Here is a 1315-nt window from a genome sequence, read left to right as displayed (position 1 = left end):
AAGCATCGAGGAGAGACGACCATGGAGCACTATGCCGGAATCGACGTGTCATTGGAATGCTCGAGCGTGTGTGTGGTTGACGCCAACGGCAAGATCGTGCGGGAAGCCAAGGTGGCGAGCGAGCCGGAGGCGCTGATCGCCTGGTTCCGCGCGCTCGGCTACGGTCTTGAGCGGATCGGGCTGGAGGCCGGCCCGCTGTCGCAATGGCTGTTTGCAAAGATGAAGGCGGCCGGGCTCGCCGTGGAGCTGCTGGAGACGCGGCACGTGCGGGATGCGTTCAAGGCCATGCCGGTGAAGTCGGATCGCAACGACGCCCGGGGGATCGCGCAGCTGATCCGGTTGGGCTGGTTCCGGCCGGTGCACTGCAAGTCGCTGAGCGCGCAGGAGACGCGGGCGACGCTGACCGCCCGCAAGCTGGTGCAATCGAAGCTGCTCGACGTCGAGAACAGCCTGCGCGGGATCCTGCGCGGCTTCGGTCTCAAGGTCGGCACGCCGACGAAGCGCGAGTTTGCCGGACGGATCCAGGCACTCGTCGCCGGCCATCCGCATCTTGAGCGGATCGCCGGTGCGCTATTGGCGGTGCGCGAGATCCTGCGCAAGGAGTTTGCGGCGTTCGAGAAGCAGACCCGCAGCATGGCGCGAGCCGACATGCAGGCCCGGCTGCTGACGTCGGTCCCCGCGGTCGGCCCGATCGTGGCGCTGACCTATGCCAGCGCCATCGACGATCGCACCGGTTCAAATCATCCAAGCAGGTGGGGGCGCATTTCGGCTTGACGCCGAAGAAGCACCAGTCCGGCGAGACCGACTACACCGGCCGGATCAGCAAGATCGGCGACGGCGCGGTGCGCACGGTGCTCTACGAGGCCGCCCACATCATGCTGACCAAGCCGGTCAAGGGCTGTTCGCAATTGAAGAGCTGGGCGATGCGGATCGCCCGCCGCGCCGGCATCAGCAAGGCCAAGGTGGCGCTCGCCCGCCGCCTGGCGGTGATCATGCACCGCATGCTGGTCGATCAAACCCCGTTCAACGCCGCCGCGGCGGCAGCCTGACAGGAGGCGCACACCAGGTTTTCGGGCGGGTCACCACACCAGGCCTTCTCGAAGCGAAGTCCCTTCGCCGGGACGATGGATCAGGTCAGGCCGTTGCCCACCAGGTGGCTCGTAACCACGCTCCTGTAGATTGGCCGACCGATCCTCTCCAACCCCATCAGGTGGCGGTCTTGCACCGACCCCGTACAGAAGCGAGACCCCGGCGAGCGGATGACGCAAAAAGGGATTGACTGAGCAAGGCCCGTTACAGAAGGGTGGGCAAAGCG

1 pseudogene is annotated in these 1315 nt (G+C 66.2%); it reads left to right on the top strand.

The annotated features are described in order from the left end of the window. Positions 1-21: 21 nt before the first annotated feature. Positions 22-1049 (top strand): annotated as a pseudogene (locus AC5ZGW_RS46290) (IS110 family RNA-guided transposase). Positions 1050-1315 lie beyond the last annotated feature (266 nt).

This window comes from Bradyrhizobium sp. Crot121, from assembly GCF_059512385.1.
The sequence above is the reverse complement of the archived record's forward strand: the minus strand, read 5'-3'. Positions and strand labels throughout refer to the sequence as shown.